The organism is Neorhizobium tunisiense (assembly GCF_039631515.1).
In the GTDB taxonomy this organism is placed as follows: Bacteria; Pseudomonadota; Alphaproteobacteria; order Rhizobiales; family Rhizobiaceae; genus Neorhizobium.
This window is the reverse complement of the sequence record NZ_JBDIUU010000002.1, coordinates 645,930-667,487: the sequence shown is the minus strand read 5'-3', so window position 1 is coordinate 667,487 and position 21,558 is coordinate 645,930. Positions and strand designations below refer to the sequence as shown.

At 61.7% G+C, this 21,558-nt stretch carries 25 protein-coding genes; 12 read left to right on the top strand and 13 right to left on the bottom strand.

Annotated elements, in window-relative coordinates; translation table 11 throughout:
- Positions 1 to 20: 20 nt before the first annotated feature.
- The 3 genes from ABCW43_RS12310 to hydA are packed head-to-tail and all read left to right on the top strand — an operon-like array spanning position 21 to position 2,060.
- Complete coding sequence (locus tag ABCW43_RS12310) at positions 21 to 242, top strand: antitoxin MazE-like protein (protein WP_345924658.1); 222 nt, start codon at positions 21 to 23, stop codon at positions 240 to 242.
- Positions 239 to 571 (top strand): type II toxin-antitoxin system PemK/MazF family toxin, encoded by a 333-nt coding sequence (locus tag ABCW43_RS12305; protein WP_345924656.1) that lies wholly within the window; start codon positions 239 to 241, stop codon positions 569 to 571. Before ABCW43_RS12310 ends, ABCW43_RS12305 begins: the two co-directional genes overlap by 4 nt.
- 34 nt (positions 572 to 605) lie before the next feature.
- Positions 606 to 2,060, top strand: coding sequence for a dihydropyrimidinase (hydA, locus tag ABCW43_RS12300; protein ID WP_345924654.1), 1,455 nt, complete (start codon positions 606 to 608; stop codon positions 2,058 to 2,060).
- Between the two features lie 37 nt (positions 2,061 to 2,097).
- On the opposite strand, the gene ABCW43_RS12295 is transcribed toward hydA, so the two are convergent.
- The gene (locus tag ABCW43_RS12295; protein WP_345924652.1) at positions 2,098 to 2,508 is read right to left on the bottom strand and encodes a cupin domain-containing protein; all 411 of its coding nucleotides are present in this window, start codon (positions 2,506 to 2,508) and stop codon (positions 2,098 to 2,100) included.
- Positions 2,509 to 2,719: 211 nt separating this feature from the next.
- Here ABCW43_RS12295 and ABCW43_RS12290 point away from each other — a divergent pair, with 211 nt between their 5' ends.
- The 8 genes from ABCW43_RS12290 to ABCW43_RS12255 all read left to right on the top strand — a co-directional run bounded on the left by ABCW43_RS12290 (position 2,720) and on the right by ABCW43_RS12255 (position 12,734).
- Positions 2,720 to 3,100, top strand: coding sequence for a hypothetical protein (locus ABCW43_RS12290; protein ID WP_345924650.1), 381 nt, complete (start codon positions 2,720 to 2,722; stop codon positions 3,098 to 3,100).
- Positions 3,097 to 3,888 (top strand): ABC transporter ATP-binding protein, encoded by a 792-nt coding sequence (locus ABCW43_RS12285; RefSeq protein WP_345924648.1) that lies wholly within the window; start codon positions 3,097 to 3,099, stop codon positions 3,886 to 3,888. Before ABCW43_RS12290 ends, ABCW43_RS12285 begins: the two co-directional genes overlap by 4 nt.
- 45 nt (positions 3,889 to 3,933) lie before the next feature.
- Positions 3,934 to 4,818, top strand: a complete 885-nt coding sequence (locus ABCW43_RS12280; protein WP_345924646.1) for an ABC transporter permease — start codon at positions 3,934 to 3,936, stop codon at positions 4,816 to 4,818.
- A complete protein-coding gene (locus ABCW43_RS12275; protein WP_345924644.1) occupies positions 4,815 to 5,942 on the top strand; it encodes an ABC transporter permease in 1,128 nt (375 codons plus the stop codon). The genes ABCW43_RS12280 and ABCW43_RS12275 overlap by 4 nt, the downstream gene beginning before the upstream one ends.
- Positions 5,943 to 6,002: 60 nt before the next feature.
- Positions 6,003 to 6,977 carry an ABC transporter substrate-binding protein gene (locus tag ABCW43_RS12270; protein ID WP_345924642.1) on the top strand — a complete coding sequence of 325 codons (975 nt, stop codon included), beginning with the start codon at positions 6,003 to 6,005 and terminating at the stop codon, positions 6,975 to 6,977.
- A 293-nt stretch (positions 6,978 to 7,270) separates the two neighbouring features.
- A complete protein-coding gene (locus tag ABCW43_RS12265; RefSeq protein WP_345924640.1) occupies positions 7,271 to 8,506 on the top strand; it encodes an efflux RND transporter periplasmic adaptor subunit in 1,236 nt (411 codons plus the stop codon).
- A gap of 11 nt (positions 8,507 to 8,517) precedes the next feature.
- A complete protein-coding gene (locus ABCW43_RS12260) occupies positions 8,518 to 11,853 on the top strand; it encodes an efflux RND transporter permease subunit (protein ID WP_345924638.1) in 3,336 nt (1,111 codons plus the stop codon).
- 197 nt (positions 11,854 to 12,050) lie between these two features.
- The gene (locus ABCW43_RS12255) at positions 12,051 to 12,734 is read left to right on the top strand and encodes a Crp/Fnr family transcriptional regulator (protein ID WP_345925457.1); all 684 of its coding nucleotides are present in this window, start codon (positions 12,051 to 12,053) and stop codon (positions 12,732 to 12,734) included.
- Positions 12,735 to 12,967: 233 nt separating this feature from the next.
- Here the strand turns inward: ABCW43_RS12255 and ureG are convergent, their stop codons facing one another.
- The 3 genes from ureG to ureE form a co-directional block, all read right to left on the bottom strand.
- Positions 12,968 to 13,579, bottom strand: coding sequence for an urease accessory protein UreG (ureG, locus tag ABCW43_RS12250; protein ID WP_345924636.1), 612 nt, complete (start codon positions 13,577 to 13,579; stop codon positions 12,968 to 12,970).
- A gap of 145 nt (positions 13,580 to 13,724) precedes the next feature.
- Complete coding sequence (locus ABCW43_RS12245) at positions 13,725 to 14,396, bottom strand: urease accessory protein UreF (RefSeq protein WP_345924634.1); 672 nt, start codon at positions 14,394 to 14,396, stop codon at positions 13,725 to 13,727.
- A 6-nt stretch (positions 14,397 to 14,402) separates the two neighbouring features.
- A complete protein-coding gene (gene ureE, locus ABCW43_RS12240) occupies positions 14,403 to 14,873 on the bottom strand; it encodes an urease accessory protein UreE (protein ID WP_345924632.1) in 471 nt (156 codons plus the stop codon).
- A gap of 149 nt (positions 14,874 to 15,022) precedes the next feature.
- Here ureE and ABCW43_RS12235 point away from each other — a divergent pair, with 149 nt between their 5' ends.
- Positions 15,023 to 15,505, top strand: coding sequence for a hypothetical protein (locus ABCW43_RS12235; protein WP_345924630.1), 483 nt, complete (start codon positions 15,023 to 15,025; stop codon positions 15,503 to 15,505).
- Positions 15,506 to 15,841: 336 nt separating this feature from the next.
- Here ABCW43_RS12235 and ureC read toward each other — a convergent pair whose 3' ends face one another.
- The 9 genes from ureC to ABCW43_RS12190 form a co-directional block, all read right to left on the bottom strand.
- The gene (gene ureC / locus ABCW43_RS12230) at positions 15,842 to 17,551 is read right to left on the bottom strand and encodes an urease subunit alpha (RefSeq protein ID WP_345924628.1); all 1,710 of its coding nucleotides are present in this window, start codon (positions 17,549 to 17,551) and stop codon (positions 15,842 to 15,844) included.
- A gap of 3 nt (positions 17,552 to 17,554) precedes the next feature.
- Positions 17,555 to 17,962 (bottom strand): type II toxin-antitoxin system VapC family toxin, encoded by a 408-nt coding sequence (locus tag ABCW43_RS12225; protein WP_345924626.1) that lies wholly within the window; start codon positions 17,960 to 17,962, stop codon positions 17,555 to 17,557.
- Positions 17,959 to 18,225, bottom strand: coding sequence for an AbrB/MazE/SpoVT family DNA-binding domain-containing protein (locus ABCW43_RS12220; RefSeq protein WP_345924624.1), 267 nt, complete (start codon positions 18,223 to 18,225; stop codon positions 17,959 to 17,961). Before ABCW43_RS12220 ends, ABCW43_RS12225 begins: the two co-directional genes overlap by 4 nt.
- Before the next feature lie 79 nt (positions 18,226 to 18,304).
- Complete coding sequence (locus ABCW43_RS12215) at positions 18,305 to 18,685, bottom strand: lysozyme inhibitor LprI family protein (RefSeq protein WP_345925456.1); 381 nt, start codon at positions 18,683 to 18,685, stop codon at positions 18,305 to 18,307.
- A 29-nt stretch (positions 18,686 to 18,714) separates the two neighbouring features.
- Positions 18,715 to 19,020 (bottom strand): urease subunit beta, encoded by a 306-nt coding sequence (locus ABCW43_RS12210; RefSeq protein WP_345924622.1) that lies wholly within the window; start codon positions 19,018 to 19,020, stop codon positions 18,715 to 18,717.
- Between the two features lie 11 nt (positions 19,021 to 19,031).
- On the bottom strand, positions 19,032 to 19,283 hold the full coding sequence (locus ABCW43_RS12205; protein ID WP_345924620.1) for a DUF1272 domain-containing protein: 252 nt from the start codon (positions 19,281 to 19,283) through the stop codon (positions 19,032 to 19,034).
- 11 nt (positions 19,284 to 19,294) lie between these two features.
- Positions 19,295 to 19,597 (bottom strand): urease subunit gamma, encoded by a 303-nt coding sequence (locus tag ABCW43_RS12200; RefSeq protein ID WP_345924618.1) that lies wholly within the window; start codon positions 19,595 to 19,597, stop codon positions 19,295 to 19,297.
- A gap of 18 nt (positions 19,598 to 19,615) precedes the next feature.
- Complete coding sequence (locus ABCW43_RS12195) at positions 19,616 to 20,461, bottom strand: urease accessory protein UreD (protein WP_345924616.1); 846 nt, start codon at positions 20,459 to 20,461, stop codon at positions 19,616 to 19,618.
- Positions 20,398 to 21,537, bottom strand: a complete 1,140-nt coding sequence (locus ABCW43_RS12190; protein WP_345924614.1) for a CE1 family esterase — start codon at positions 21,535 to 21,537, stop codon at positions 20,398 to 20,400. Before ABCW43_RS12190 ends, ABCW43_RS12195 begins: the two co-directional genes overlap by 64 nt.
- Positions 21,538 to 21,558: the final 21 nt, after the last annotated feature.

Here is a 21,558-nt window from a genome sequence, read left to right as displayed (position 1 = left end):
CTATTCGAAAGGAGACGCGCATGGCGCTGCCACGGGAAATTTCAGCGGAAGAGCGGGCGGAGATGATTGCGAAGGGCTTCAAGCGTTTCGAGCTTTGGCTCCCTGACCTTCGTGACCCCGCGACGCGTGCGGCGGCTGAGGCTGAAGCGGACCGCATCGCCTTCGCTGACGAGGAAGATAGCGTCATGGAGTGGATCGAAAATCTTCAGAAAGACATGTGGGACGAGGAAGATGACCGATGAAGCGCGGCGACGTCGTCACTGTCGCGCTTTCGGGTGATCTTGGAAAACCCCGCCCAGCGGTCATCGTGCAAACCGATGCAATGACGGCTTCACAGCTGAAAACGGTCCTTGTCTGTCCGGTAACAAGCTTCAGCTCTCAGCCGAGCATGTTCCGGGTCCCGATAGACCCCATGCCGACGAATGGCCTTCTCCTGCAATCGGAAATTATGGTCGACAAGATCAGTCCCGCGAGCCGGTCAAGAGTGAGGAATGTCATCGGCACCGTCGATGAATTGACAATGCGGCGTCTCGAGCGATCCATGGCACTGGCTCTCGGCTTCTCGGGGTGACCGTGATCGCACATCAGGCAAAAAGGGAAAAACCATGACCACAGTCATCAAGGGTGGAACCATCGTCACCGCCGACCTGACCTACAAGGCGGACGTAAAGATCGACGGCGGCAAAATCATCGAGATCGGCCCGAGCCTCTTCGGCGACACCACGCTGGATGCAGCCGGCTGTTACGTCATGCCGGGCGGCATCGATCCGCATGTGCATCTCGAAATGCCGTTCATGGGCACCTATTCCACCGACGATTTCGAGAGCGGCACGCGGGCCGCACTTGCCGGCGGCACGACCATGGTCGTCGATTTCTGCCTGCCCGAGCCCGGCCAGTCGCTGCTCGACGCGCTGAAGCGCTGGGACAACAAGGCGACGCGGGCCAATTGCGACTATTCCTTCCACATGTCGGTCACCTGGTGGGGCGAGCAGGTCTTCAACGAGATGAAGGCGGTCGTTTCCCATCACGGCATCAACACCTTCAAGCATTTCATGGCCTACAAGGGCGCGCTGATGGTGAACGACGACGAGATGTTCGCCTCCTTCCAGCGTTGCGCCGAACTCGGCGCCCTCCCCTTGGTGCATGCCGAAAACGGCGACGTCGTCGCCGCCATGCAGACCAAGCTGATGGACGAGGGCAATAACGGCCCTGAGGCGCACGCCTACTCCCGCCCCGCCTCCGTCGAGGGCGAGGCCACCAACCGCGCCATCATCATCGCCGACATGGCGGGCGTGCCCCTCTATGTCGTACACACTTCCTGCGAACAGGCGCACGAAGCGATCCGCCGCGCCCGCCAGAACGGCATGCGCGTTTACGGCGAGCCGCTGATCCAGCACCTGACGCTCGATGAGAGCGAATATTTCAACAAGGACTGGGACCATTCGGCCCGCCGGGTGATGTCGCCGCCCTTCCGCAGCAAGCAGCATCAGGACAGCCTCTGGGCGGGCCTTGCCTCCGGCTCGCTGCAGGTGGTGGCGACCGACCATTGTGCCTTCACGACTGACCAGAAGCGTACCGGTCTCGGCGATTTCCGAAAGATCCCGAACGGCACCGGCGGCCTCGAAGACCGCATGCCTATGCTGTGGACCTATGGCGTCGCAACCGGCCGCATCACCATGAACGAGTTCGTGGCGGTCACGTCCACCAACATCGCAAAAATCCTCAACATCTATCCAAGGAAGGGCGCGATCCTGGTCGGAGGCGACGCGGATATCGTCGTCTGGGACCCGAAGCGTTCGAAGACCATCACCGCCAAAAACCAGCAGTCGGCGATCGACTACAACGTCTTCGAAGGCAAGGAAGTCACCGGCCTGCCGCGTTACACATTGACCCGCGGCGTGGTGGCGATCGAGGACGGAGCGGTCAAGACGCAGGAAGGCCACGGCCAGTTCGTCAAGCGCGAGCCATTCCAAGCGGTCAACAAGGCACTGTCGACCTGGAAGGAACTGACCTCGCCGCGCAAGGTGGAGCGCACGGGCATTCCGGCCAGTGGGGTTTGAACGGGAAACGATGTTCTTTCCACGGAACGGCGCAGCCTCAAGCCACCAGCCCGTCCAGCTCCGGCAGCAGCACGACGCTTTCCTGTTCGTTCGGGTCGGTGCGGGCAATCACCGCCGAACAGGGCGCGTCGGAGATGTTAGCCGGCAGGTGCGGCACGCCGGCCGGGATGTACATCATCTCGCCGGCCGAGAGTCCGGCGCATTGCTCCAGCCGGTCGCCATGCCAGGTGACGGCGGAGCCGGAGAGCACGTAGATGGCCGTCTCGTGGGTTTCGTGCAGATGGGCCTTCGCCCGTGCGCCCGGCGGGATGGTGATGAGATGCATGCAGATGCCCTTGGAGCCGACCGTTTCCGCCGCGATCCCCTCGAAATAGCTCAAGCCCTGCTTGCCGTCATAGGCAGCGCCGGGCTTCACGACGCGGCAGGTGGGTTTTGATGCGCTGTCCATGGCAAAAGTCCTCTGTCGAACGGGATCTGCCGCCAGCATATCATGGCGGCTCGAGGACGGGAGCCGGGACGCGGGAAAAGGCGGCATTCGGAGCGCTCTGCGACGAAGAAGGGGAAGAAACTCAGCACACCGCAATGATCGATATCCTGCGCAACGGCGATGTCTATACTGTACGCTTCGCAGACGGGCTTGAATGGGGACCTTTCGAGAAATGTCATTGAATACGATCCGCTTCACCATCGCATCGGCAGCCGTTGCCGCGATGTCGATCGCCGCTCCCGCCAAGGCCGCGACATTCCTCGATGGCGCCTATGGCAGCAAGGAAGGCTGCACCTATGCCGAGACCGGAGAATCGTCCGGCTCCGACGATTTCCTGCTGCTGAACGACGAGGGCGTGACCACGTCGGTTTCCGCCTGCGAATTCAAGGGCGCGCCCAAGAAGACGGCGACCGGCTTCACCATCAAGGCACAATGCGATGTCGAAGGGGAGACCGGGCCGGAAGACACCGCGACGCTGACCAAATCCGCCAAGGGCTACACCGTCAGCTTCCCCGGCGGCACCAAGCTGGGACCGATGCCGAAATGCCGATGAACAATTCTCCATCCTCCGTCGTCTCGGCCAGCAAGCTTGGCCTTACCTTCGAGACCAGTGACGGGCCAGTCCATGCCCTGTCGAATGTCGACCTCCAGGTGAACAAGGGCGATTTCGTCTCCTTCATCGGTCCGTCCGGCTGCGGCAAGACCACCTTCCTGCGCGTCATCGCCGACCTTGAAAAGGCAACCGCCGGCGAGATCACCGTCAACGGCATGACGCCGGAACAGGCGCGCAAATCGCGCTCCTACGGTTATGTCTTCCAGGCGCCGGCGCTTTATCCCTGGCGCACGATCGAGAAGAACATCGCCCTACCGCTCGAAATCATGGGTTATTCGGCAGCCGACCGCAAAGCCCGCATCGAACGCACGCTTGATCTCGTCAACCTCTCCGGCTTCGGCAAGAAATACCCCTGGCAGCTGTCCGGCGGCATGCAGCAGCGCGCCTCGATCGCCCGCGCACTCGCCTTCGACGCCGACCTGCTGTTGATGGATGAACCCTTCGGCGCGCTGGACGAGATCGTCCGCGATCACCTGAACGAGCAGCTTCTGAAGCTTTGGGCGCGCACCGAAAAGACCATCTGTTTCGTCACCCACTCCATTCCGGAGGCGGTCTACCTCTCGACCCGGATCGTCGTCATGTCGCCGCGGCCCGGCCGGGTGACGGACGTCATCGAATCGACCTTGCCCAAGGAACGCCCGCTCGAAATCCGCGAGACGCCGGAGTTCCTGGAAATCGCCCATCGGGTGCGTGAGGGGCTGAGGGCGGGGCATAGTTATGAGGAGTAGAGCTTCCCATTCCGCGGTTACCCCGCAGCCCCGGAGGGTCGAACAATGAAACCCGACTCCCTCGCGCAACGCATCATCCCCGTCCTCACCATCCTCATCGCCATCGTCGCCATCTGGTACGTCGCCGCCTATTTCATGAACGCGCCGTTCCAGCGCGATCTCGACCGGCGTGCCAACGTCACCTCCACCACCATGGAATTCATCGGCAAGACCATGGCGCAGCCGAAGCCGATTTTGCCGGCGCCGCATCAGGTGGTCAGCAGCGTCTTCGAGAACACGTTTCTGCGCAGCGTCACGTCCAATCGCAGCCTCGTCTACCATGCCTGGGTGACGCTCTCCTCGACCGTGGTCGGCTTCACCATGGGCACGCTCCTCGGCATCCTGATCGCGGTCGGCATCGTGCATCTGAAGGCGCTCGATCGCAGCCTGATGCCGTGGATCATCGCCTCGCAGACCGTGCCGATCCTCGCGGTCGCGCCGATGGTGATCGTCGTGCTTGGCGCGATCAACATTACCGGGCTCCTGCCCAAGGCGCTGATCTCCACCTATCTTTCGTTCTTCCCCGTGGCGGTCGGCATGGTGAAGGGACTGCGCTCGCCAGAGATCATCCAGCTCGACCTGATGCGCACCTATTATGCCAGCGGTGCCCAGACCTTCTGGAAACTGAGGGTCCCGGCCTCGATCCCCTTCCTGTTCACCTCTATGAAGGTGGCGATCGCCGCAAGTCTGGTCGGCGCGATCGTCGGCGAGCTGCCGACCGGCGCCGTCGCCGGCATCGGTTCGAAACTGCTGGCCGCGGCCTATTACAGCCAGACGATCGATATCTGGGCGGCGCTGATCGCGGGCTCGGTGCTTGCGGCACTTCTGGTCACCATCGTCGGTATCATCGCGAAAATCGTTGATCGCTCCATGGGCGGGAGACCGGCATGACCCTCGTCCTCCGCTCCTGGCAGGGCGCCTTTGCCCTGATCCTCTGCCTCGCGGCTCTCGCCTCCCTGCCGCTGATGGCGGCGGACGCTCCCTCACCCTTCGGTACCGGCACGATCGTCCTGATCTTCCTGCTTGTCGCCGGCGCGGCGCTGGTCTCGTTCACAACACTCTCCCCGTTCCTTCTCGCAGCGATCCTGCTCGTCGCGACCCATCTGGCCGTCTGGCTGCTGCTCACGGGCATCGCCGGCAACGAGGGCAAGGCGACGCTTACCTTCTTCCTGATGCTCGCGGCCTCATGGCTGCTGGCCTGGCGCTGCGTCACGGTGCTCTCCAGCATCCGCCCAAAATCCAAGTCCGGCGACACCTTCCTCCACCTCCTCATTCCCGCGATCTTCGGCGCCTGGATCCTGATCCTCTGGGAGGCGGCGACGCGCGGCGCCGGAATTCCCTTCATCATCCTGCCGCCGCCGTCCTCGATCGGCGCAAGGCTTGCCTCTTCGGTGCCGATCCTGTGGGCCGACGTGCAGCAGACGATCTTCAAGGCCGTGCTGTTCGGTTATGTGGTCGGCTGCGCCTCCGGCTTCGTGGTCGCCATCCTTGCCGACCGCATCGCCTTCCTGCGCCGCGGGCTCTTACCGATCGGCAACATGGTCTCGGCGCTGCCGATTATCGGGGTGGCGCCGATCATGGTCATGTGGTTCGGGTTCGATTGGCAGTCCAAGGCAGCGGTCGTGATCATCATGACCTTCTTCCCGATGCTGGTGAACACGGTGGCGGGGCTCGGAGCCTCGGGCGCCATGGAACGCGACCTGATGCGCTCCTACGCATCGGACTACTGGCAGACGCTGCTAAAACTGCGCCTGCCGGCCGCCATGCCCTTCATCTTCAACGCGCTGAAGATCAACTCGACGCTGGCGCTGATCGGCGCGATCGTTGCGGAATTCTTCGGCACGCCGATCGTCGGCATGGGGTTCCGGATCTCGACCGAGATCGGCCGCATGAATGTCGACATGGTCTGGGCCGAAATCGCTGTTGCAGCGCTCATCGGATCGGTTTTTTATGGCGTCGTGGCGCTTGGCGAAAGAGCGACGACGTTCTGGCATCCGTCTAACCGCGGTGGTTAGGCGCTGAAATCCGGCCCGTTTCGGCGGGTCCGGCAAACCTCAGAGGGAAGGATAAAAAACATGAGAAAAATTCTCGTTGCACTGATGGCGGGCGCCATGTCGCTTGCCGCAGCCCAGGCGGCGATGGCCGCCGACAAGGTGACCCTGCAGCTGAAATGGGTGGCTCAAGGCCAGTTCGGCGGCTACTACGTTGCCAAGGATAAGGGCTTCTACAAGGATGAAGGCCTCGACGTCACCATCAAGCCGGGCGGCCCGGACATCGCCCCCGAACAGGTGATCGCCGGCGGCGGCGCCGACGTGATCGTCGACTGGATGGGTGGCGCGCTGGTGGCCCGCGAAAAGGGCGTGCCGCTGATCAACATCGCCCAGCCCTACCAGAAGTCCGGCCTGCAGATGATCTGCCCCAAGGACGGCCCGGTAAAGACCGAAGCCGACTTCAAGGGCCGCACGCTCGGCGTCTGGTTCTTCGGCAACGAATACCCGTTCTTCGCCTGGATGAACAAGCTCGGCCTCAAGACCGACGGCGGCAAGGACGGCGTTACCGTGCTGAAGCAGAGTTTCGACGTGCAACCGCTCATTCAGAAGCAGGCGGACTGCATCTCGGTCATGACCTATAACGAATACTGGCAGGCGATCGATGCCGGTTTCAAGCCGGACCAGCTCACCGTCTTCAACTTCTCCGCCATGGGCAACGACCTGCTCGAGGACGGCCTCTACGTGATGGACACCAAGCTCAAGGATCCGAAGTTCAAGGAGACCATGGTGAAGTTCGTCCGTGCGTCGATGAAGGGCTGGAAATACGCCATCGCCAACCCGGGCGAAGCAGCCGAAATCGTCATGGACAATGGCGGCCAGGACGAGAACCACCAGAAGCGGATGATGGGCGAAGTGGCCAAGCTGATCGGCACCGGCACCGGCAAGCTCGACACCGCCACCTACGACCGCACGGTCAAGGCGCTGCTCGATCAGAAGATCATCACCAAGAAGCCGGAAGGCGCCTATACGACCGAGATCACCGACGCCGCGGTGAAATAATAATCGCCGCTGGCTTGCTAAAATAGAACGCGCGGCTACGCGCCGCGCGTTTTTGAAATTTTTCTCACACAAACCATAACTAAAACTCATTCGTCTCATAAGGGCGACGGATTGATTTGTGCAACGCAAACACGTAAAAGTGCGGCGTTGATGAATCTTTCGCTGCCGGTCTTGTAACCGTTTTGCGCGGTTACCACCTTGATCCGGGTTATCGCGCGCTGAGGGGGCGCGCCGTAGCCGGAGCGGTTCCCAGCGGAATATTTGCCCCTTACCTTCAATTTGAAAGTAGTCGCATGTTTCGCAAGTTCAACAAGTCTGCCGGTATCCCGGCTCTCCGGCTCGCACTGGTTGCAGGCGTCACCTTTGTCGCATGCACCGCATTGAATCCAAATTCCGCGTTTGCGCAGGAACCGGCGGCTGCCGCCCCGGCGCAGACGGCAATCAAGCTGCCCTCGATCATTGTGACGGAAGCGATCGAAAAGCCACTCGTCGATCGCGTCATCGCCACCGGCACCGTCAGGCCCGTCGAGGAAGTTTATGTCCAGCCGCTCGTCGACGCTTTGTCGATCAAGACCCTGAATGCCGACGTCGGCGACGAAGTGAAGGCAGACAGCGTACTTGCGACGTTGAACGACGACTCGCTGCTTCTCGAGAAGAGCCAGCTCCAGGCCAACAAGGCAAAGGCCGAAGCTGCCGTCGCGCAATATCAGGCGCAGGTGATCGAGGCCCAAGCCAATGTCGCCGACACGACGCGCCAGCGCGACCGCCTCGTGAAGCTCAGCCAAAGCGGTACCGGGACGGTGTCCCAACTCGAACAGGCATCCGCCGCGGTCGAGGTCGCGCAGGCACGGCTGAACGCCGCCAAGCAGGCTGTGGCCGTTGGCCAGTCCGACATCAAGGTGGTGGAAGCCCAGATCGAGGACATCAACCTGAAGCTCGCCCGCACAGGCGTGAAAGCGCCGGTCGGCGGTGTCATTTCCGTCCGCAATGCCAAGGTCGGCGCGATCGCCAGCGGCACCGGCAATCCGCTCTTCACGATCATCAAGGACGGCGCGATCGAACTCGTCGCGGATCTTTCCGAGACCGACATCCAGAAGATCAAGGCCGGCCAGAAGGCGATCGTCACGGTCGCCGGCGGCAAGGTGAAGATCGAGGGCAAGGTCCGGCTCGTCTCCCCGACGGTCGATGCGGTCACCCGCCTCGGAGCGGTGCATATCGTCATCGACGACGAGAGCGGCGCCCGCGCGGGCATGTATGGCAGCGCCGAGATCGTCATCACCGAGACCAATGCCCTGGCGTTGCCGCTCTCCGCCGTCACCACCGGACGGAATGGTTCCACCGCCCGCAAGGTCGAGGACAATGTGGTCAAGCAGGTGAAGATTGAAACCGGCATCCAGGATGGCGGTTTCGTCCAGGTCGTCAGCGGTCTTGACGCCGGTGACATTGTCGTTGCGAAGGCCGGCGCCTTCGTCCGGGACGGCGACAAGATCGCCCCGGTCCCGGCCGAACCCGCCGCTGTTGCCAACTGAGGTTTAGCCACATGAACTTCTCCGCCTGGTCGATCCGCAATCCGATTGCGCCGCTGCTCGGTTTTGCCCTGTTGCTTGTCGTCGGCATCCAGTCGTTCTACGCGCTGCCGATCACCCGTTTCCCGAATATCGACGTGCCGGTCGTGTCGATCACCGTGACCCAGAGCGGCGCCGCCCCCGCCGAACTGGAAATGCAGGTGACAAAGGAGATCGAGGACGCGGTCGCCTCGATCAGCGGCATCGACGAGATCCAGTCGACGGTAACCGACGGCCAGTCGCAGACGGTCGTGGTCTTCCGCATCGAAAAGCCGACGGCGGAAGCCGTGCAGGACACCAAGGACGCGATCGACAAGATCCGCAGCGACCTGCCCGCCGGCATCGAGGAACCCGTCGTCACCAAGGTCGACGTCGAAGGCCAGGCGATCCAGACATTCGCCGTATCCTCGCCGAACATGACGCTCGAAGAACTCTCCTGGTTCGTCGACGACACGGTCAAGCGCGCCCTGCAGGGCCAGGCCGGCGTCGGCCGTATCGACCGTTACGGCGGCTCCGACCGCGAAGTCCGGGTATCGCTGAACCCCGCCAAGCTGGATGCCTATGGCATTACCGCTGCCGATGTCAGCACCCAGATGCGCGGCACCAACGTCGACCTCGGCTCCGGCCGCGGCCAGGTGGCCGGCAACGAACAGACGATCCGCACGCTCGGCGATGCCCGCAGCGTCGCTCAGCTTGCCGACACGACGATCACGCTGCCCAACGGCCAGTTCGTCAAGCTGACCGAACTCGGCACCATCACCGACACCTACGAGGAGCCGAAATCCTTCTCGCGCTTCAACGGCACGCCGTCGGTCACCTTCGCCGTGTTCCGCGCAAAGGGTGCAAGCGAGGTCTCGGTCGCGGAAACCGTCGCCACCAGCCTCGATGAAGTCCGCAAGGCCAATCCGAACGTCGCGATCGAAATGGTCGACGACTCGGTCTACTTCACCTACGGCAATTACGAAGCGGCCCTCCACACGCTGGTGGAAGGCTCGGTCCTCGCCGTCATCGTGGTGTTCCTGTTCCTGAGGAACTGGCGCGCGACCCTGATCGCCGCAGTTGCCCTGCCGTTGTCCGCGATCCCGACCTTCTGGATCATGGACCTCATGGGGTTCTCGCTGAACCTCGTCAGCTTCCTGGCGCTGACGCTCGCGACCGGTATTCTCGTGGACGACGCGATCGTCGAGATCGAGAACATCGCGCGGCATATCAAGATGGGCAAGACTCCCTATCGAGCGGCGCTCGAAGCGGCGGACGAAATCGGTCTCGCCGTTATCGCGACGAGCTTCACGATCATCGCCGTGTTCGTGCCGGTCTCGTTCATGCCGGGCGTGCCGGGTCAGTACTTTATCCAGTTCGGCCTGACGGTCGCCTTCTCGGTGTTCTTCTCGCTCGCGGTGGCGCGACTGATCACACCGCTGATGGCCGCCTATCTGATGAGCCCCGAAGACGGGATGGAAGACCATCACGACAACGACGGCTGGATCATGAAGGCCTATACGCGCCTTGTCACCGGCACGACCCGCCGGTGGTACTGGCGCTATACGACGATGCTCGCCGCGATCGGCTTCCTGATCGGCTCGGTGATGCTGCTCTCGCAGGTCCCCGGCAGCTTCCTGCCGCCGGACGACTCTTCGCGCGTCGTTCTCTCGGTAGAACTGCCGCCGAATGCGACGCTCGAGGAGACGGCCGCCAGCACGGACGTGATCTATGATGCGGTACGCCATATCGACGGTGTCGAGAGCGTCTTCATTCTCGGCGGCGCTTCCCCGAAGGGCGACCTCGAGCTGCGTCGCGCAACCGTGCGCGTCATCCTGCAGAACATCGATCATTCGCTGGTCAAGACCCTGGTCAACAAGGGTCTGGGATCGATCCCCCTCGTCCGCGACATCGTGCCGAAGATGAAGGAAAATGGCCGCACGCGTCCGCAATGGGATGTCGAAAAGGATATCTTTGCAGCCGTCCACTCCATTCCGGACGTGCGGATTTCCAAGGTCAACGACCGCGCGGAGCGTGATCTTTCGTTCAACTTCCTCTCCACCAACGAGGCGGACCTGAACGAAGCCGTCAGCGTGCTGGAATCGAAGCTGCGGGCCTCGCCGGTCCTTTTCAACGTCTCCTCGGAAGGCGCCCTGCCCCGTCCGGAACTGCAGATCCGGCCGCGCATGGCGGAGGCTTCGCGCCTCGGCATCACGCCGCAGCAGATCGCACAGACCGTCCGCGTCGCGACGATCGGCGACGTCGATGCCAACCTTGCCAAGATCTCGCTCGACGACCGGCAGATCCCGATCCGCGTCCAGGCGTCGCTCGACGTCCGCCGCGATCTGGCCTCCATCCGCGCCTTGAAGATCAAGACCGCGGCCGGTGCCAGCGTGCCGCTCTACAGCGTCGCCGACATCGACTATTCGGAAGGTCCGAGCTCGATCAAGCGCAACGACCGCAACCGCGTCGTGGCGATCGGCTCTGACGTGCCCTTCGGCACGGCGCTCGATACCGCATCGGCCGAGTTCAAGCGCATCGTCGACGAGACCGAGTTCCCGAAGACGGTTCGTCTGGCCGAAAGCGGTGACGCCAAGGTGCAGGCGGAAATGCAGCAGAGCTTCGGCAATGCGATGCTGATGGGCTTGATGCTGGTGCTTGTGGTGCTGATCCTGCTCTTCAAGGACGTCATCCAGCCCTTCACCATCCTGTTCTCGCTGCCGCTGGCGATCGGCGGCGTGGCGGTGGCGCTGATCATCACCCAGAACGCGCTGTCGATGCCGGTGCTGATCGGTATCCTGATGCTGATGGGCATCGTCACGAAGAACGCCATCCTTCTGGTGGATTTCGCGATCGAGATGAAGCGGCAAGGCCTGGAGCGGGTCCATGCCATGGTCGAGGCCGGCCGCAAGCGCGCCCGTCCGATCATCATGACGTCGATTGCCATGTCGGCGGGCATGCTGCCCTCGGCGCTCGGCGTCGGCGAAGGCGGCTCCTTCCGCGCGCCGATGGCGATCGCGGTGATCGGCGGCATCATCGTCTCGACGGTGCTCTCGCTTCTCGTCGTACCGTCCTTCTTCCTGATCATGGACGACCTGTCGCGCCTGCTCGGCAAGATCTTCGGCCGCATGGTCGGCAAGAAGGAGCAGGAGGACTTCGGTCTTTCCAACGAGGAGCTCAGCCAGGAGGCGCGCAGGAACGCCCAGACGATCGCCTCCCTGGAAGAACGCCTCAACCAGATGGAACGGCAGACGAGCGCCAACGACGATCGTTCTCCCGGCGCCCAAGCCAGCAGCAAGGTGCTGCGCCTGCCGCCGTTGGCTGCCGAATAAGCGCTCTCTCCACGCTGCAATTTCGACGACGCCGGGCCTCTTGGTCCGGCGTTTTTCGTTGAAAAAAGCCGGCTCGCGGAGATTGCAGAAAAAATGCGCCAATTTGATCGATGTCAAAAACAGATTTGATGAACCTGTTATTTTAGCGATATCGGGAATGCGCGGCGGTTCAGGTTATGGAAGAGACGGCGGAGATGATGAACAGCAATTTCAAGCTCAACAACAGGGACCGGGCTGTCCTGATGAAGACGCCTTTCCTGACCAGCCTGAGCGGCAATTCTCTCGTCCGGATGATGTCGACCATGAGTGTCATCAGCCTGACGAACCGCAAGTCGATCTTTCGCGAAGGCGAGGATGCGGACGCTTTTTACTGTGTTCTCAGTGGCTACGTGCGGCTCTACCAGCTCAATCGCGACGGCCGCGAGGCGGATATCCGTATCTGCAGCCCGGGGGATACGTTCGCCGAATGCCTTCTCTATGGCGGCACCAAGTACCGCCATCATGCCCAGACCGCCGAAGCCACGACGCTTGCTCGCTTCGACATGCAGTCGGTGCGGGATCTGGCCGAACAGGAGCGGGACATCGCCAAAGCGGTAATCACCTCGCTCTCGAAACACCTTATGACCACGATGGACTGTGTCGCCAACGACAGGTTGCATACGGCACCGCAGCGGGTGGCGAATTATATCCTGACGCGGTGCCCGGTGGATGGTGGCCCGGCCTCCATTCGCCTGCCTTTCCAGAAGAACCTGCTGGCAGGCATGCTGGGCCTGGCTCCCGAGGCGCTCTCCCGTGCATTCTCCACTCTCCGGCGGACCGGCGTGACGGTGCGCGGGCGCGTGATCCAGGTCGGCGACGTGCAGGCCCTGCGGGAAATCTGAAGTTCAAGCGAAGCGAGATCGGGCGGGCGGGCCCGGGCTCTCTTTGGATGCATGCTGCGACACTGGTGGCGGGACCGCGGCATGCAGATAAGGCCGGTGGCTTCCAGGAAGCCATCGGCCTCGACTTTTTCTAAAGCATGTCGCGCAAAAGTATGCAGCGGTTTTGCGATAACGGCATGCGTAAAACAAAGGCCTGAAGCGGATCGAGCGAATCCGAAGGGTCGCGACACGCTTCAGAGTCCGCCCTGCTCCTTCAGGAACCGGACCACATGGTCCACGCCGTCGCCGCGCTTCAGATCGGTAAACAGGTGCGGCTTGGCCTCGCGCATGCGGTAGGCGTCGCGGTCCATCACGTCGAGATCGACGTCGACATACGGTGCCAGATCCTTCTTGTTGATGATCAAGAGGTCGGAGCGGGTAATGCCCGGACCGCCCTTGCGCGGAATTTCTTCGCCCTGACAGGTGGAGATCACATAGATGGTGATGTCGGCGAGATCCGGCGAAAAGGTCGCCGCGAGATTGTCGCCACCCGATTCGATGAACACCACGTCGAGGTCCGGGATGCGCTCGTTCAAACCCGCGATCGCCTGCAGGTTGATCGTCGCGTCCTCGCGGATGGCGGTATGAGGGCAGCCGCCGGTCTCGACGCCGACGATGCGGTCCGAAGACAGCGCTTGGCTGCGTACCAGCGCTTCGGCATCTTCCTTCGTATAGATGTCGTTGGTGACGACCGCGATGGAATAATCCGCACGCATCGCCTTGCAGAGCTTTTCGGTCAGAGCCGTCTTGCCCGAGCCGACTGGGCCGCCGATGCCGACGCGCAAAGGCCCGTTTGCCGATTTCATATGTCGTCCTTTCATTCCAAGGCGTGCCGCGATCCTTCGGATTCGCTCGACCGCTTCAGGTCTTTGTTTTACGCATGCCGTTATCGCAAAACCGCTGCACAGTTTTGCGCGACATGCTTTAGCAGACACCAGCTTAGGCCCGCTTTCACGAGCGGAAAAGCCGCGAATGCTGCGTTTCGTGCCGGAGAGAGGCGATTTCCGCCTGCACGGCCGCGCCGCCGAGATCATCGAGCGTGGCAAGGCTCGCCTTCTTCGCGATTTCGGTGATCAGGCCCTCGATATCGGCGAGGATGGCCACCCCTTCGGTCTGCCCCGACACGCCAAGCCTGATACCCGCAGATACCGATTGCGAGACAGCGGAATGCAGGTAGGCGGCAAGCGCCTGGGCCACCGGCACGCCATGCGCTGCCGCAACGGCCCCGACCGCGACCGGAAACGGCACGGCCGTCGGCAGGCGATCGAGGACCGGATGCGGCCACGCCGAGGCTGCCGCGGCGAATGCCTTGCCGAGCGACAAGGTCTCCGTATGGCGCTCTGCGGAGCCGGCAAGCGCCAGCCCCAGTTCAGCCGTCTGCTTCAATGCGACCTCGTCCTCGAACCGCCGCCAGGCTTCGCCGAACAGCACGGCGTCGTTCCACAAGGAACCGTGCCGCAACAGGCTCCACAGCCAGCCGCTCAGGCCAGCCGCATCCTTGACGAGGCCATCCAGCACGGCCCGCTCCAGCCCGCCCGAATAGGCGAAACCGCCGATCGGGAAAGCCGGCGAGAGCCAGGCCATCAGCCGCAGAAGTGCTTTCGTATCGACGTTATCGTTCACCGAGGCTCAATGTCCGTGATGGTCGTGACCATGGGAATGGCCGCCATGCGAATGATAGGCGCCGCGCGCCGGCTGGAACCCTTCCTCGACCTCGCCGACGGTAGCGCCGAGCCCCTCCAGCATCGCCCGGATCACATGGTCGCGCAGGATGAGGATACGCCCCTCCTCGATCTGCGCCGCCAGATGCCGGTTGCCGAGATGCCAGGCAAGCTCGATCAGGTGCAGCGTGTCCCGCGCCTTGATCTCGAAGAGTTTTTCGGGCGCCGCCTGTATCTCGATCGTGTCGCCGTTGTCGAGCACCAGCCGGTCGCCGTGATGGAAAAGCACCGCCTCCTTGAGGTCGAGCATCACCATCTCGCCATTGGAGAGATGCAGCAGCTTGCGGCGCAGATGCCGCAGATCATGCGGCAGGGTGACGATATCGACCGGTGGATCGGAGACCACGCCGGCAGGGTGATAGGAGTGGATGTGTTCCATGAAATGTGCCTGTAATTCCCAAGAGCCACGACCTTATTTCAAATCCCGTCGGAGACAAACCGCCATCGGCTGGGATGCACCCAAATACAACTTAAAAGATTATACTATATGAATTAAACCTATGATAGATAATATCCATGGAGGCTTCGATGGAACCCGATATCACCGCACCAAAGATTATTCAGAGGCTTAGCGCCGCTCTGATAGCCTATTTTGATTTCAACGGAAGTTCTACATGTAATCAACTTCGAGATTACCTAAGCACCTTTGTGAGGGCACTGGGAGAAGATCTAGATAACGAGGTGATATACAAGTCCGCGAATAAGGTTGATGGCAAAAGTTTCGAAGACTGGAAGTCGATCTACATCAACGAAGCCACTCAACTTCAGTCTCATGCGATAGGAACTTTCGCTCATCACGTTGCAGACTTGGCAGCGTTTCCTCTCTCCGCAAGCCAAAAAGTCCCCTGCGAGACTGGCTATACATACATCGCGGAATTTAGAGATTGCTGGCGTAAGGCACGCGCGCAACTGGCTGAAATGCATTCCATCGAGCCAATGTCTCAAAAACACCAGCGTAAGCGCGCTGGACACAGTTGGATACCCTATCTCGCCGATACCTTTGAAAGGTAGGGTCGCGGTGGACGACGGAAACAAAGAATCAGCGAAGGAGCTCCTTGGAGCTTTTCGGATCATTGCTAGCGCGGATATCTCGATCGCGCTTGCTACCCTCGCCTTTGTCTGGAAATCGGCGAATACGCCAGCTGACCCGCTGGTGACCGTGTCGATAATTTGTTTGACCACGTCCTTTCTGGCTTCCATCTATTTGTTTCTGCTTGCCATTCCGATGCTGAATAGGCAGCAGGCAAATATAATAGGCCAACCCCCAATCAAGATAACGTCGGCGATCTCCCTCTTACTCTTCGTTGTTGGTGCAACCACCCTCGGCGGCTATCTAGCGACCAGTAACTAGAACAGGAAATAGCGCTGCGCCATCGGCAGCACGGTGGCGGGCTCGCAGGTGAGCAGCTCGCCATCGGCGCGCACCTCGTAGGTCTCCGGGTTGACCTCCACATGCGGGGTCAGCGAATTGTGGATCATCGAGGCTTTCGAAATGCCGCCGCGAGTGTTCCTGACCGCCACCAGCCTCTTGGCCACGCCGAGGCGTTGCGCCAGGCCGGCATCGAGCGAGGCCTGGCTGACGAAGGTCACCGACGAATTGGTACGCAGCTTGCCGTAGGCCGCAAACATCGGCCGGTAATGCATCGGCTGCGGGGTCGGGATCGAGGCGTTCGGATCGCCCATCGGAGCGGCCGCGATCGAGCCGCCGAGCAGTACCATTTCCGGCTTCACGCCGAAAAAGGCCGGGTTCCAGAGCACGAGGTCGGCCCGCTTGCCGACTTCCACCGAACCGATCTCGTGGGAAACGCCGTGGGCAATCGCCGGGTTGATCGTGTATTTGGCGATGTAGCGCTTGACGCGGAAATTGTCGTTGTTGCCGGTTTCCTCTTTCAGGCTGCCGCGCTGGCGCTTCATCTTGTCGGCCGTCTGCCAGGTGCGGATCGCCACTTCGCCGACGCGGCCCATGGCCTGGCTGTCGGAGGAAATGATCGAGAAGGCGCCGAGATCGTGGAGGATGTCTTCGGCCGCGATCGTCTCCTTGCGGATGCGGCTTTCGGCAAAGGCAATGTCTTCCGGGATCGACGGCGACAGGTGATGGCAGACCATCAGCATGTCGAGATGTTCGGCAAGCGTATTGATCGTGTAGGGCCGGGTCGGGTTGGTCGAGGACGGGATGACGTTCGGATTGCCGCAGACCTTGATGATGTCTGGCGCATGGCCGCCGCCCGCCCCTTCCGTGTGGAAGGCGTGGATGGTGCGGCCCTTGATGGCAGCGACCGTATCTTCCACGAAACCACTTTCGTTCAGCGTGTCGGTGTGGATCATCACCTGCACGTCAAAGGCGTCGGCGACCGTCAGGCAATTGTCGATCGCGGCCGGCGTCGTGCCCCAGTCCTCGTGCAGCTTCAGGCTCGAGGCGCCGGCGAGGATCATCTCTTCCAGCGGCGCGGGAAGCGAGGCGTTGCCCTTGCCGGCAAGCGCAAGATTCATCGGGAAGGCGTCGAAACTCTCAATCATCCGCTCGATATGCCAGGCACCGGTGCAGGTCGTCGCAAGCGTGCCATGCGCCGGGCCCGAACCGCCGCCGAGCATGGTCGTGACGCCGCTCATCAGCGCCTCCTCGATCTGCTGCGGGCAGATGAAATGGATATGCGCATCCATGCCGCCGGCCGTCAGGATCTTGCCCTCCCCGGCGATCGCCTCGGTGGACGGGCCGACGATGATCGTCACGCCCGGCTGGGTATCCGGATTGCCGGCCTTGCCGATCGCGTGGATACGGCCGTTCTTCAAACCGACGTCAGCCTTATAGATGCCCGAATGGTCGACGATCAGTGCATTGGTGATGACCGTGTCGACCGCACCTTCGGCGCGTGTCGCCTGGCTCTGGCCCATGCCGTCGCGAATGACCTTGCCGCCGCCGAACTTCACCTCTTCGCCATAGATGGTGAAATCCTTCTCCACCTCGATGAACAGTTCGGTATCGGCAAGCCGCACTCTGTCGCCCGTGGTCGGACCGAACATGCTGGCATAGGAGGCGCGGGACATCTTGTGGGGCATGGTTCAGACCTTCTCGGAAAGTGGAACGAAAGGCGGCCTCTTGGCCGCGCCGCGATCAATGGTAACGGTTAGCGAAGCACCGGCGGCTTCATTGAGTTCGGCAATCAGATAATCCGCAAAACCGGCGCCGCCTTGCCTGAAAGCTGCAAGCGCGCGTTCGATCGCTTCCGCCTCACCAAGCACGAGACTGTCCGATGCGAGAAGGCTTTCGATGAGATCGGCAAGTTTGGAGCGGTCGTATTCAGGCTTGCGCCGCAGTGTCCAGACAAGTTCGACAAGGGTGATGGGATTAATGTAACCGGGCCGTTGCGGGGATAGCTGCGTATCGAGGAACCGGGTGACGATCGGCGACCAGTGTGGATCATCGTCAAGGGCGTAACGCACCAGGACATTGGTATCGATACCGATCAAGGATCACCCTCCTGCCGGTCGATGGCCGTGCGGCGCCTCACAGTCTCGTAGATAGCCTCGTCGATGTCGATAGGGCCATCCGCCTTTCCGAAAATTCCCTTGATATGCGAAAGCCCGCTCTTCTTCGCCACAACCGAAACCTTGCCGTTGTCATCGACGATGAACTGCACCAAACCGCCCGGAGGCAAGCCGAGCGCTCTCCTGACCTCGACCGGAATTGTGGCTTGTCCCTTCATGGATGTCTTCGCCTCGAATCTACCCATTGCCATCGCTCCCTAACTTCCTTGCTTCTCCCTACTTATCAAAAATTCCCTACCTTAGCAATTTCTCCACACCGGCGTGTCAGTTCCCCATCGCCTCGGTCAGCTCTTTGAGCTCCTCAATGCGCTTGCGGGTGAGGTCCCCCTGGCATCCGGAAATCAGCATCGGTTCCATCGAGCCGCCATGGGCCTGGAAGCCGGAGGAGACGCATTGCGCGTCGCGATAGACGACCCAGGCGCGTTGCGCCTTGACCAGCGCATCCTCGGCGCCCCTGAGATCCGCGGAACTATCCGCATCCCATTTCTTCATCGCCTTGCGGGTTGTCTGGTACTGGGCATTAAGAGCCTTGTCGGCGGCCTCGTAGTCGCGTTGCGAGCAGATGTTCATCTCCATCTGCGTCTGCGGGTTCTTACAATTTGCCTTCGGCTCCTGCGCCACGGCCGGCAGGGCAAGAAGCGCCATGAAGGCGGCGGAGAACGCGAATGCGGGCTTCACAGCGCACCCATGATCTTCTGCTGGAAGCCATAGACCTCGCGCTTGCCCGAAAGCGGGATCAGCGTCACTTCCCGCATCTGGCCGGGTTCGAAACGGACAGCCGTGCCAGCCGGGATATCGAGACGCATGCCGCGCGCCTTGTCCCGGTCGAAGGAAAGCCCGTTATTGGTCTCGAAGAAATGGTAGTGGCTGCCGACCTGCACCGGCCGGTCGCCGGTATTGGAGACCTCGACGGTCACGGTCGGGGCGCCCGAGTTGAGCTCGATTTCGCCTTCTGCGGCAATTACTTCGCCGGGGATCATGGTATTCTCCTTCAAGCCGCCTTGGGCGCGCAGCCCTCGGCCTTCAGAACACGTTTGGCGGATGCCGGATGGCGGGCGAGTGCCGCTGCGGTACGTACCGGCCGGCGCACCAGTTCGCCGGCGCAGTTGGGGCAGATCCCCTTCAGCAAGTCGGTCACGCAATCGGCGCAGAACGTGCATTCGAAGGTACAGATCATCGCTTCCCGGCTGTCGGGCAGGAGATCCTTGTCGCAGCATTCGCAATTGGGGCGCAGTTCCAGCATCGCGGGCCTCCTCAGCGGATCGGCTCGTGCACGGTGACCAGCTTGGTACCGTCCGGGAAGGTCGCCTCCACCTGCACGTCGTGGATCATTTCGGCAATGCCTTCCATCACCTGCTCGCGGGTGACGACATGAGCGCCGGCCTCCATCAGGTCGGCAACCGAGCGGCCGTCGCGCGCACCTTCCACCACGTAATCGGTGATCAGGGCGATCGCCTCCGGATAGTTGAGCTTGACCCCGCGATCCAACCGGCGGCGGGCGACGATCGCCGCCATGGAAATCAGCAATTTGTCTTTTTCTCTGGGTGTCAGGTTCATGGGGTTCCCGCAGTAAGATCAGATGTTCCAGACTTTCGGCACTGGCGCGCCGTTACGCAATACGGAAATTGCCGGTGTTAGGATTTTTCTCAGGTCGAAGCCGGTCGGCGCCGCCAATCGGGCGATCAGCTTGCCGTTCCAGTGGCTGGCTCCGCCAGTCCACAGGCCTGCACCGCCGGAGGTGCCGTCAAGAATTTGGCGAAGTTTCGGGAAAAGCGCTTCCGCGAGCGGGCCGGTATAAAACAAAGTCGCGAAGGCGACCTGGCCGGAGAGCACGGCAGCAGCCTGGGAAAGCTGCTCGATCTCGCCTTCGAACTTCATTTCTTCCGCATGGATCAACTGACCGGAACGACGCACCCGCCAGCGATCGCGGAAGAAGCCGTTCGCGACCGCCTCGCCCATCGCCTTGCGGCCGAGCAGGACCGCTTCGACGGCCAGGAATTCGGACCTCTCGGAAAGATCGACGTCCAGACGGCGGGTCAGCGAGGACTGGTCGAAAAGAATGGTTTCCTGGGGAAGCCAGTGGACTGAGGCGTCTTCACCGACGGTGACATGGGTGGAGACGGAGGCCGTGCCAGAGGCGGCCTTGTAGATCTTCTCGTTCGCCTGGGTGGTGACCGACAGCCTTGTGGAAGCGGCAGCGGCGACGGACCATTCGATCACGTCGCCGCCCGTCAGCCCCCCCGACGTATTGATTAAAATCGCCTCCATTTCAGGCGAAAAGGTTTCCGGAAGGCGAATTTTTGCGCAGCCCTCCTGGTAGAATTCGGAAAGCCGTGTCCGCCCGCCAAAAGCCTTGGTTACAAGGCGTCCTGCACCCCTTGCCCGCTGCGGCGCATATCGATCGGCTGGTTGCTGTTGCACGTCGTCCCCTGAAGATCGGCTTCGGTTCCGCAGCCCAATGCAACGCCCGTGCCAGACTTGGCCGCAGAACCGATCTTGGCCGGTGCTGCGGTAGCGATCACATCTGTACTGTCGGCCTTGCCGAAGAAGTCCCACATCCGCGAGGCCGGATCAATATTGGCGTCGAAAGCAGGTTTGGCAACGGCGACCGCAGCCACCTTGGTGACGCTCGCAGCACCGTCCTTGGCGGCGGCAATCACGGCTTCCGTGGCGGCAACCGGCTTCGGCCAGTCATGCGTGCCGTTGGCGAAGACGTAGGATGCGACGCGTGCGCCGTTCTTGCAGGTCCCGTAGAGACTGAAGGTAACGCCGTCGACCGTCTTTGTGTCGCCATTGCCCTTGCAGCCGTCGAGTTCCGTCCAGCGCTGGATCGCGGTCTTGAAGCCGTACTGCCAATAGGCGCTGCCGCCGCCCGCGTAAGGATTGGCGGCATCCTTGACGCCTGCAAACGCCATGATCGAGATCGGCCTGGCCGGATTGCACCCTTGCGTATCGGGACCCCATTTGCCGTCGGTCTCGACCGGACGACCGGCGCGCAACGAATGCACGAAGCCGGCAGCTGCGAAATCGTCATGGCCGGAGCAGAGGTAGGCAGACAACATGCGCCCGCCACCCGAATAACCCGAGGCATAGATGCGGGCCGGATCGACGCAGAATTGCTGCTTTGCGGTGTTCAGGGCCTGCTTGATATAGGCGATCTCGTCGAGACCGCCCTGTTGCACGGTGACGAAGGGCACGTTCCAGGCATAGGTTCCCGCGGAGCTTCCCGGCAGGCTGCCCTGCAGCGCCAGAACGATGAAGCCGTTTTTCTCCGCAACCTTGTCCCAGGAGCTTCTGTTCAGCTGCCCTTCAGGATTGCTGTGGCTACCATGGAAATCGAAAACCAGCGGAACCTTGTCCTTGCCGGTATAGGACGAGGGGATGAAATAGATAGCCGAACGGGCGATGCCGTCGGTTTCGATGGTGATCCGGTGGCGACCCGCTTCCATCGGCTGGCCGCAGCCTGCGGCAAGAGCGCTGCCAGTAGTGGCGCCCAAAAAAACAGCTCCTACGGCCAT

What these genes read in the sequence shown, in the direction of transcription:
- ABCW43_RS12215 (WP_345925456.1), bottom strand. Translation starts at nt 18,685, where the DNA reads ATGGCGCTTCTTGCCCTGCCGGCCGTGGCGCAGGAGCCGAAGGCAAAT.
- ureC (WP_345924628.1), bottom strand. Translation starts at nt 17,551, where the DNA reads ATGCCCCACAAGATGTCCCGCGCCTCCTATGCCAGCATGTTCGGTCCG.
- hydA (WP_345924654.1), top strand. Translation starts at nt 606, where the DNA reads ATGACCACAGTCATCAAGGGTGGAACCATCGTCACCGCCGACCTGACC.
- ABCW43_RS12235 (WP_345924630.1), top strand. Translation starts at nt 15,023, where the DNA reads ATGGAACCCGATATCACCGCACCAAAGATTATTCAGAGGCTTAGCGCC.
- ABCW43_RS12260 (WP_345924638.1), top strand. Translation starts at nt 8,518, where the DNA reads ATGAACTTCTCCGCCTGGTCGATCCGCAATCCGATTGCGCCGCTGCTC.
- ABCW43_RS12265 (WP_345924640.1), top strand. Translation starts at nt 7,271, where the DNA reads ATGTTTCGCAAGTTCAACAAGTCTGCCGGTATCCCGGCTCTCCGGCTC.
- ureG (WP_345924636.1), bottom strand. Translation starts at nt 13,579, where the DNA reads ATGAAATCGGCAAACGGGCCTTTGCGCGTCGGCATCGGCGGCCCAGTC.
- ABCW43_RS12200 (WP_345924618.1), bottom strand. Translation starts at nt 19,597, where the DNA reads ATGAACCTGACACCCAGAGAAAAAGACAAATTGCTGATTTCCATGGCG.
- ABCW43_RS12210 (WP_345924622.1), bottom strand. Translation starts at nt 19,020, where the DNA reads ATGATCCCCGGCGAAGTAATTGCCGCAGAAGGCGAAATCGAGCTCAAC.
- ABCW43_RS12255 (WP_345925457.1), top strand. Translation starts at nt 12,051, where the DNA reads ATGAACAGCAATTTCAAGCTCAACAACAGGGACCGGGCTGTCCTGATG.
- ABCW43_RS12220 (WP_345924624.1), bottom strand. Translation starts at nt 18,225, where the DNA reads ATGGGTAGATTCGAGGCGAAGACATCCATGAAGGGACAAGCCACAATT.
- ABCW43_RS12310 (WP_345924658.1), top strand. Translation starts at nt 21, where the DNA reads ATGGCGCTGCCACGGGAAATTTCAGCGGAAGAGCGGGCGGAGATGATT.
- ABCW43_RS12270 (WP_345924642.1), top strand. Translation starts at nt 6,003, where the DNA reads ATGAGAAAAATTCTCGTTGCACTGATGGCGGGCGCCATGTCGCTTGCC.
- ABCW43_RS12305 (WP_345924656.1), top strand. Translation starts at nt 239, where the DNA reads ATGAAGCGCGGCGACGTCGTCACTGTCGCGCTTTCGGGTGATCTTGGA.
- ABCW43_RS12275 (WP_345924644.1), top strand. Translation starts at nt 4,815, where the DNA reads ATGACCCTCGTCCTCCGCTCCTGGCAGGGCGCCTTTGCCCTGATCCTC.
- ABCW43_RS12295 (WP_345924652.1), bottom strand. Translation starts at nt 2,508, where the DNA reads ATGGACAGCGCATCAAAACCCACCTGCCGCGTCGTGAAGCCCGGCGCT.
- ureE (WP_345924632.1), bottom strand. Translation starts at nt 14,873, where the DNA reads ATGGAACACATCCACTCCTATCACCCTGCCGGCGTGGTCTCCGATCCA.
- ABCW43_RS12205 (WP_345924620.1), bottom strand. Translation starts at nt 19,283, where the DNA reads ATGCTGGAACTGCGCCCCAATTGCGAATGCTGCGACAAGGATCTCCTG.
- ABCW43_RS12280 (WP_345924646.1), top strand. Translation starts at nt 3,934, where the DNA reads ATGAAACCCGACTCCCTCGCGCAACGCATCATCCCCGTCCTCACCATC.
- ABCW43_RS12290 (WP_345924650.1), top strand. Translation starts at nt 2,720, where the DNA reads ATGTCATTGAATACGATCCGCTTCACCATCGCATCGGCAGCCGTTGCC.
- ABCW43_RS12285 (WP_345924648.1), top strand. Translation starts at nt 3,097, where the DNA reads ATGAACAATTCTCCATCCTCCGTCGTCTCGGCCAGCAAGCTTGGCCTT.